This window comes from Sporichthyaceae bacterium (genome assembly GCA_036493475.1).
Taxonomy (GTDB): Bacteria; Actinomycetota; Actinomycetes; order Sporichthyales; family Sporichthyaceae; genus DASQPJ01.
In genome coordinates, this window is the sequence record DASXPS010000080.1 from 1 (window position 1) to 8,152 (window position 8,152).

Annotated in this window: 7 protein-coding genes; 2 read left to right on the forward strand and 5 right to left on the reverse strand. The window is 71.2% G+C overall.

Annotated elements, in window-relative coordinates:
* The 4 genes from VGJ14_08790 to VGJ14_08805 form a co-directional block, all read right to left on the reverse strand.
* A partial coding sequence (locus VGJ14_08790) for a hypothetical protein (protein HEY2832507.1) occupies positions 1-1,327 on the reverse strand: 1,327 nt, incomplete at its 3' end.
* Position 1,328: 1 nt separating this feature from the next.
* Complete coding sequence (locus VGJ14_08795; protein ID HEY2832508.1) at positions 1,329-1,772, reverse strand: hypothetical protein; 444 nt, start codon at positions 1,770-1,772, stop codon at positions 1,329-1,331.
* Complete coding sequence (locus tag VGJ14_08800) at positions 1,769-2,347, reverse strand: sigma-70 family RNA polymerase sigma factor (protein ID HEY2832509.1); 579 nt, start codon at positions 2,345-2,347, stop codon at positions 1,769-1,771. The genes VGJ14_08795 and VGJ14_08800 overlap by 4 nt, the downstream gene beginning before the upstream one ends.
* A gap of 17 nt (positions 2,348-2,364) precedes the next feature.
* On the reverse strand, positions 2,365-3,477 hold the full coding sequence (locus VGJ14_08805) for a S8/S53 family peptidase (GenBank protein ID HEY2832510.1): 1,113 nt from the start codon (positions 3,475-3,477) through the stop codon (positions 2,365-2,367).
* A gap of 47 nt (positions 3,478-3,524) precedes the next feature.
* Between VGJ14_08805 and kynU the strand changes: the two genes are divergently transcribed.
* On the forward strand, positions 3,525-4,778 hold the full coding sequence (gene kynU, locus VGJ14_08810) for a kynureninase (GenBank protein ID HEY2832511.1): 1,254 nt from the start codon (positions 3,525-3,527) through the stop codon (positions 4,776-4,778).
* A 126-nt stretch (positions 4,779-4,904) separates the two neighbouring features.
* On the opposite strand, the gene VGJ14_08815 is transcribed toward kynU, so the two are convergent.
* On the reverse strand, positions 4,905-6,806 hold the full coding sequence (locus VGJ14_08815; GenBank protein HEY2832512.1) for a putative glycoside hydrolase: 1,902 nt from the start codon (positions 6,804-6,806) through the stop codon (positions 4,905-4,907).
* Between the two features lie 250 nt (positions 6,807-7,056).
* Between VGJ14_08815 and VGJ14_08820 the strand changes: the two genes are divergently transcribed.
* Positions 7,057-8,061 (forward strand): polysaccharide deacetylase family protein, encoded by a 1,005-nt coding sequence (locus tag VGJ14_08820; GenBank protein HEY2832513.1) that lies wholly within the window; start codon positions 7,057-7,059, stop codon positions 8,059-8,061.
* Positions 8,062-8,152 lie beyond the last annotated feature (91 nt).

An 8,152-nucleotide genomic window follows, 5' to 3' on the forward strand; every position in this document is an offset into this window, starting at 1 on the left:
CCCGCAGATCCGCCGCGCCCAACGACGCGGCGTGGTCCGCCACCACCCGCAGCCCGGTGCGGGCCGCGGTCAGGGCGGCGGCCCGCTCACCCCGGGTCGCGCGCAGCAGTGCCTCCGCGTGCCACGCCGCGGCGCGCAAACCGGCCGGGCCGTGCCTGCGGGACGCGGCCGCGGGTGCGAGCACCGTGGCCGCGGCGGTGTCGCGGTGCTCGGCGAGCAGCAGGTGGGCCAGCAGGATGCGGGCCCGGGCGGCGGGTTCCGGCCATCCGGCCCGATCCAGCGTCCTGACGTCGGCCCGGGCCGCACGCAGCAGGTCGGGCCCGCGTTCGCCGGTGGCCACCCGGGCCGCCGTGCACACGTGTGCGGCGGTGGCGGGCCAGGGTCCGCCGCGTTGCCCGCGCAGCGCCGCACCGGCCCGGCCGGCGGCGTCCCGCGCCGCCGCGGGTGCCCCGGCAAGCAGCGCCGCCTCGGCCACCAGCAGCCACCCGATGCCGACGTCCAGCCGGTGACCCAGGGGCTCCAGCACCGCCAGCGCACGGCGGGCATCGAGCGCCGCCTCGGTGGCCAGCCGGGCGTCCAACAAGGTCTGCGCCCGGTCCAGCCAGGTGATCGCGCCTTGCGCTGGGGTGATGCCCGGCATCCGCTCGGCCCGGTCGAACGCGGCCAGCGCCGCGGGCACGTCGCCCGCCCGGGCGGCGGCATAGCCCAGGTTGTGCGCGGCGTCGGCGGCCAACAACGCAAGTTTGTGCTCGCTCGCCAACGCCAGGCACTCCTGCAGATCGCGGGTGGCCGCGGCGGTCTCACCCCGCCAGGCGCGCAGCGCGCCCCGATTGAGCAGCACCAGCGCCACGAAGCGGAAGTCACCGGCCCGGCGCAGCACCGGTAGCGCCGCGCGGTAGGCGGACAACGCGGCCTCGTAGTGCCCGGTCCGGCTGAGCACCAACCCGCGTTGCGCCGCGACCCGGACGGCGTCCACTCGACCGGCCACCAGCGCTGCGGCGTCAAGTTGACGCAGCGCGGCATCGGTGTCGCCGCGGCGCACCAGCACACCGGCCAAACTCAGTCGAGCCTGCGCCTCCCGGCCCGGCAGGCTGTGGCGCCGCGCCAGGGTCACCGCGGAACGCAGGGTCCGGGCGGCCTCGGTCAGGTCGTCGGTTTCGGCCCGGGCCAACCCCAACGCCCGCAGCGCCACCACCCGGGCCTCTGCGGGGGCGTCGGATGCCACGACCGCCCGGGCCACTCGGGCTGCGGCTGCCGGGTCATCCGACACCAGGGCGATCGCGGTCTCGGCCGCGGTCAGCGCAGCGGGCAGGGAATCTGAGGACACCTCAGATAGTGGTCCAGCGGGTGACCACGGCCGGCCCCGCCGCGGGTTCCCACCGCAGCCGGAATATTCCGTCGGGCAGGCCGTCGATCACGAAACGGCCCAACGCGTCGGGAGCGACATCGCGTTGCTCGTGGACCGACTGCACCCGCAGCCGGCCCGGGCCGGCGGGGGACAGTTGCCCGAGCACGCGGCGGCGCGCACCGTCGTCGTGCACCTGGAGTTCCATGACCACTCGGCCGGCCCGGAAGGACAGCATTCGTGGTCCGCCGCCCGAGCGGACCCCGGACCCCTCCAGGCCGACGTCGGCGACGAGGGCGGCCAGGACCGCGTCCGGGTCACGCAGGGCGAATGCCGCCCGGGCGGCTTCCCGCAGGTAGTCGGGCACCGGGTCCAGCCGGTCGTGCACGGCGGCGATCGCGGCCAGTAGGTCGGCGTCCTCGCTCATACCGGGCCGCCGGAGACCACCAGATATCCCGAGGCGACCAGCCCGCGACGCAACTGTTCCAGGCAGCGGGCGCGGCTCGGCCCGATGCTGCCCACCGGCATCCCCGCGGCCGCCGAGACCTGCGCGTAGCTGGCATCCGGATCGGCCGAGATAACCCGCAGCAACGTGCGGCACCGCTCGGACAGTTGCTGTAACGCGGTCCATACCTGGCGGTCGCGTTCGTCATCCAACAGCGCGATCTCGGGGGTGTCCCGGGCATCGGACGGCGTGCCATCCAGCACGAACGGATCGGGCACCTCGCGCTCCCGACGCCGCTGTACCCGCAGGCACTCGCGCCGGGTGGTGGTGCGCAACCAACCCGCCAACGCCGCCGGCTCCCGCAACCGATCGAGGTGTTCCAGCAGCCGCAGCCACACCGTCTGGACGACGTCGGCGGCGTCCGGTCGATCCAACCGGTGGGTCCGGGTGACCGCCCACACCAGGGACGCGTACCGGTCCACGAGGGTGTCCCAGGCGGCCTGCTCGCCGCGCGCCGCGGCGGCGACCAACCGGTCGACGTCGAGCGCAGCGTCCATGGTGGCCGAGAGTAGGGCTAACCGATCACGATGCCCAGACCCGGGACGTGACGGGCCGTCGGATCAAGCACCAGATCGGCCGCTGCGGCCACGTCGATGCCACGATCGGCAGCCAGCCGGGCGATGGTCCCGGTGATCACCGGAGCCGCGAAGGAGGTGCCGCTCCAGCGGGCGAAACCTGCCGTGCCGTCGGGTAACGGGAACGCGCTGTGCACCTCCTGCCCGATCGCGCAGGCCTCTATCCACCAGGCATGGTTGGAGAACGCGGCCCGTTGCCTGCCGGCGGCGTCCAGCGCGCCGACCGCCAGCACGTTCTTCAGGGCGGCCGGCCAAAACGGCCGGTCGGTGTGCGCATTGCCCGCGGCGGCCACCAGCACGGTGCGCCGGCCCAGCGCCGCCACTGCCTCGCTGACCAGCGCCGACGGTCGATCGTCGTAGGTGTGGCAACCGAAGGACAGATTCACCAGGTCCACCCGTCGGCCCGTCCCCGCCGCCTCGGCGCGCAGTGCGGCCAACGCCTCGATCAGGTGCACCTCGTCACACACCCCGTCGCCGGACAGCAACCGACGCACCATCAGGTGAGCCGACGGGGCCTGGTGCAACAGCACCCCGGTGACGAACGTGCCGTGCCCGGCCTGATGGTCGGGCAGCCCGTCGCCATCGGCGTCCAGTACCTCGCGCTGATCCGCCGTCACCTCGACCCACCAGGACCGTTCGGTGAACCACGGGTGCGCGGTGATGCCGGTGTCCAGCACGGCCACGGTCACCTCGGCCGCGAACGGGTCGGCGGGCGCCGGCGCCGGGGCAGGGTCCGCAGTCGGCGTTGGGTCATCCGCGGGCCCGCCGCGCCAGCGGGGTGCGGCGCGCAGCAGGTGCACCGGGGCCGCGGTGCCGTGCCGGTCCCGATCCCCGAGGTCGGCCAACAGGCTGCGCACATCCGCTCCGGTGCCGGTGCGCAGCGGCCACCGATGCACCCCGGCCACGGGCGGGTGCGGGTCGGCCAACCAGCGGGTCAAGGTGGCAGGCAGCGTCGTGCGGTCCCGCTCGGCCACCATCAGCTGGTCGGCGCGCAGCATCGCCGGTGGGTCCTCGGTACGCACCGCGCCGTGCCGGGCCAGCAACGCGTCCATCGAGGCGCAGCCTCCCGGGCGATGGTGCCCGCCGGCTACGGTGAGGCGTGCCGATCGAGCGGGCGGACGCCCTCGCCCTGGACGCCGCCGACCCGTTGGCGGAATTCCGCGACCGGTTCGTCGAACCCGAGCCCGGCCTGATCTACCTGGACGGCAACTCGCTGGGGCGCCTCCCGCGGGCCACCCGGGACCGGTTGGCCATCGTGATCGAGCAGGAGTGGGGCGGCGGGCTGGTTCGCTCCTGGCAGGACTGGATCGAACTGCCCCAGCGGGTCGGCGACCACATCGGCGAGGTGCTGCTCGGCGCCGCGCCTGGCCAGGTGTTGATCGCCGACGCGACCACGGTCAACCTCTACAAACTGGCCGCGACTGCCCTGGACCTACGCCCCGATCGCCGGGTGATCCTCACCGCGGCCGACGAGTTCCCCACCGACCTTTACGTACTGGAGGGGCTGGCGGCGGCCCGTGGCCTGCAGGTGCGGGTGGTGCCCGCGGATCACGCGCACGGGCCGGCGCCGGCCGATGTGCTGGGCGCGTTGGATTCCGAGGTGGCGCTGCTGTGCCTGAGCCACGTCGGTTACCGCGGCGGCGCCCTGGCCGACCTGCCGTTGCTCACCGCCGCCGCGCACGAGGTCGGCGCCCTGGTGTTGTGGGACCTCAGCCACGCGGTCGGCGCGGTGCCCATCGAGTTGGACGCGGCCGGGGTCGACCTGGCCACCGGGTGCACCTACAAGTACCTCAACGGCGGACCCGGAGCCCCGGCGTTTCTCTACGTGAATCGCGCGTTGCACGCCCGGGCACGCCAACCGATCTGGGGCTGGTTCGGGCAACGCGACCAGTTCGCCATGGCGGCCGGCTATGACCCGGAGCCCGACGTGCGCGCCTTCGGTACCGGCACCCCGGCGGTGCTCGGCCTGATCGCGGTGGAGGAGGGTGTGCGCCTGCTCGCCGAGGCAGGCCTGGATCGCCTGCGGGCCAAGGGCATCGCGCTGACCGAACTCGGTATCGTGCTGACCGACGAGCGGCTCGCCCCGCTCGGCTTCGAGGTGGCCTCCCCCCGCGATTCCGCCCGCCGGGGCTCGCACCTGACGTTGCGTCACCCGCAGGCCTGGCCCATCTGCGCGATGCTCGTCGACGCGGGCATCGTCGGTGATTTCCGTGCCCCGGACGGGCTGCGCCTGGGTCCGGCCCCGCTGAGCACCCGGTTCGTGGAGCTGTGGGACGCGCTCGATCGCCTGTGCACCCTGGTCGCGGCGGGGGAGCACCACCGCCACGCCGGCGCCGCCCGCCGGGTCACCTGACATCTTCGTCCGGTGTTTCGGGCTATCCGGGCGCGTTGATACCCCGAAACGCCGGAACAGGATGCGCTAAAAGGCGGAGCCCCGACCTGGCGGGCCGGGGCTCCGTGGATCAGGTAGTGCTCAGGGTTACGGCGTGGCCTTCGGCGAGGCCGACGGAGAAGACGTCGGCTCGCTGGTGGCCGGGGTGCTGCTGTCGGACTGACCCGGAGCCGGGCTGGCCGGGGTCGATCCCGTGTCACCGCTGCTGTTGCTCGCCGCGGTGGGGTCGTTCGGGTCCACGAAGGTGCCCACCCGTCCGCCGTCCGCCCAGGCCGTGTACGCCTTCATGTAGGCCTCGGCCTTGGCCGCGTCCGTGGTGCCGTCGGACTTGTTGCCCGGCCGGTTGTCCGAGTACACGTACTGGCCCGGCAGGTCTGAGGAGAAGGGCTCCTTCGCCGGCAGCGCGTCCGGGGTGTACTTCGCGGTGGCATTCCACAGCAGGAAGCTGTTGATGCCGTCGTCGTGCGCGGCCTTGATCTGAGCCTCGACCTCGGGCGCGCCGTAGGCCGGGTGGCCCAGGGTGAAGTCCTGCAGCCACGGGATGATCACGCACTTGGTGCCGAGGACCTGCCGGTTGAAGTCCATCAGCGAGCGGTGAACGATGTCGTAGGGCACCGCGTTCGGGTTCGGACCGACCGAGTACTCGTTCGGGCCCCAGTGCGACGGGTAGACCATCGGTGAGATGAAGTCCAGGTGTGCGGCCATCTTCGGGATGTTCTGCGCCACCGAGCTCGGCGTGAAGCTGGAGATGCCGAACACCGCCGCCCCGAGCTTCGCGCCCGCCGCGTGCACGGCCGGCTCCGCCTGAGCGAGGAAGTCCGCGATGCCGTCCTGCGGGTCGGTGTTGCCGAGGCCCGGGAAGACCTGACCGGGCAGACCACCGGACGCGGCGTGCGCCTCGGGACGACGGATGTAGTCGTACATGATCGAGTCGAAGCCGGTCTTGGCCGCCTCGACCGCGAGGTCGATGTTGTACTGGCGCACGTCGGGGTTGGCGAAGTTGGTGAACGACGCCGCGCCGTACGAGCCCGCGCTGTAGGGGTTGCCGGACTTGTCCTGGACTCCGTAGGCCGGGTGGCCGTTCTTGAACGCCCACTTGGCCAGCACCGGGTCGCGGAAGGCGACGATGCGACCGACCAACTTGCCGCCGAGGTCGTGCACCTCCTTCACCGCCGCGGCCAGGTCCACCGGCGTGCTCGCGGTGGCCCCGGACTCGTTGGCCAGCGCGACGCCGGACTTGTAGAAGACCGCCCCGTCCTCGTCCTTGATGTCGAGTTCGATGGTGTCGATCTTGTGGTCCTTGAGCATCTGGATGACCGGGTCGTGCAGCGGCTTGTAGGCCCAGGCCAGGCCGGTCATGTGCACAGCCCGCATGCTCGGGTAGCTGACCGCGACGCTGACCGTCTGGTCGGTGACGTTGCCCGCCGCGTCGGTGGCCACGACGTGCGCCGACTCCGGCGCGTGTTCGTAGTTCACCGAGAACTTGCCGCCGTTGAGGCTGACGTCCTTGTCGTCGACCTTGAGGGTCTTGGCGTCGTCGACGGTGCCGGTCAGCGTGTACGCCTTGGCCGGGTCCAGGTCATCGGGCGCCTTGTCGACATTGACGACCGGCGCCTTGGTGTCCACCGAGAAGCTCTTGGTGGTCGACGCGTTGCGACCGAACCGGCCCTTGGACGAGGCGGTGAAGGTGTGCTTGCCGTCGGCCATGTTGGTCGGCTTGTACACCAGGCTGTTGCCGTCCTTGGTGCCGTCGACCTGCTGACCGTCGAAGCTCAACTTGACGTCCGAGAGCTTGCCGGTGACCGTGAAGGCCAAATCCTTGATGCCGTCGGCGTTGAGCACGCCGGCGCCCATGTCCTTGCTGGACGCGACCTTCACCGAGCCGCCGTTCGCCAGCGGTGAGGCGGCGGCGCCGACGACGACGAGCAACAGCGCAACACCACCCACCACGGCTGCGTTGCGCCCGGTCTTGCGCGTCTTGCCGCCCATTGGCGGCCCCCCCGCGGCAGCGGGCGGAACGCCGTCAAATGCCGTCATATCCCGATTCCACCTTTACCGAGTTGTCGCTTGGACACCGCAGCGTTTCCCCGAATTACCGCGCTGACTGCTGCATGATCGTGGCCGGACGTTGAAGATCATCACTGATGCGTCCTGCTGCATGATCAGAGTGCAGTACCGACCACGAGTAGGGGGGGAAATGCGTCGACGACGTGTCGTCCTGGCAGTGGCAGTTACCGGATTGTTGCTTTCGGCATGCGCCAACCAGTCCGACAGCAGCGATAAGGGCGGCGACAACGTCAACAACGCCGCCGGCTCGCCCTCGCCGAGCGCCAGCGCGTCCGCCTCGACCGGTTCGGACAGTGGCCCGGCGGCCGACCCGGCTTCGGTCGGAGCGAATGAACTCGGGCAGGTCGCGGTGATGATGTTTCACCAGATCAAGGAAAACCCGAAGGGCGACTACGACCAGACCCCTGAGCACTTCAAGGCCGAACTTGAGCGGCTCTACAAGGACGACTTCCGTCCGGTGAAGCTTTCCGACATGGTCCAGGGCAAAATCGACATTCCGGCGGCGAAGCACGCGCTGGTGATGACGCTCGACGACTCCTCTCCGTCGCAGGCGCAGATCGGCCCGGATGGAAATCCCACTCCGGATTCCGCGCTGGGCATCATGGAGCAGTTCGGCAAGGACCACCCGGATTGGCACTCCACGGCCTCGTTCTACGTCAATGACGGGTCTTTCGGCGGGGACACCAAGGTGATCCCGTGGATGGTCGCGCACGGCTATGAGGTCGGCGACCACACCCTCACCCACGCCAACCTCAAGCAGCTGTCCTCGGACGGTGCGCAGAAGGAGATCGGCGGGGAGTACAACAAGATCGAGGCGCAGGTCCCCGGCTACAAGGTGACCACGATGGCGCTGCCGTTCGGTATCCACCCGACGGACTCCGCGATTGCGCACCACGGCACCTACGAGGGCACCACCTACGACTTCGGCGGTGTGCTGCTGGTCGGGGCGAACCCCTCGCCGTCGCCGTTCCGCGGGACGTTCGACCCGTACAACATCCCGCGCATCCGGTCCGGCCCCGGCGGCGCCCAGCTGGACTCGGGTTACTGGCTGGACTCGTTCGAGAAGAACAAGTCCACCTGGTACACCTCCGACGGTGACCCCAACAAGGTCTCGTTCCCGAAGGCCGACCAGGCGAAGCTGTCCTCGAAGTACTCCTCCGAGGCGAACGCCTACTGACGGCGCGTCAGGCCTAACGCGACGGAGGCCGCCACCCATCCGGGGTGGCGGCCTCCATCGCGTTCTCCAGCGGTGGTCAATCCGGGCGGCG

Excerpts from the sequence above, each read along its gene's own strand:
- VGJ14_08795 (HEY2832508.1), bottom strand. The coding sequence starts at position 1,772 with ATGAGCGAGGACGCCGACCTACTGGCCGCGATCGCCGCCGTGCACGAC.
- VGJ14_08800 (HEY2832509.1), bottom strand. The coding sequence starts at position 2,347 with ATGGACGCTGCGCTCGACGTCGACCGGTTGGTCGCCGCCGCGGCGCGC.
- VGJ14_08805 (HEY2832510.1), bottom strand. The coding sequence starts at position 3,477 with ATGGACGCGTTGCTGGCCCGGCACGGCGCGGTGCGTACCGAGGACCCA.
- VGJ14_08815 (HEY2832512.1), bottom strand. The coding sequence starts at position 6,806 with ATGGGCGGCAAGACGCGCAAGACCGGGCGCAACGCAGCCGTGGTGGGT.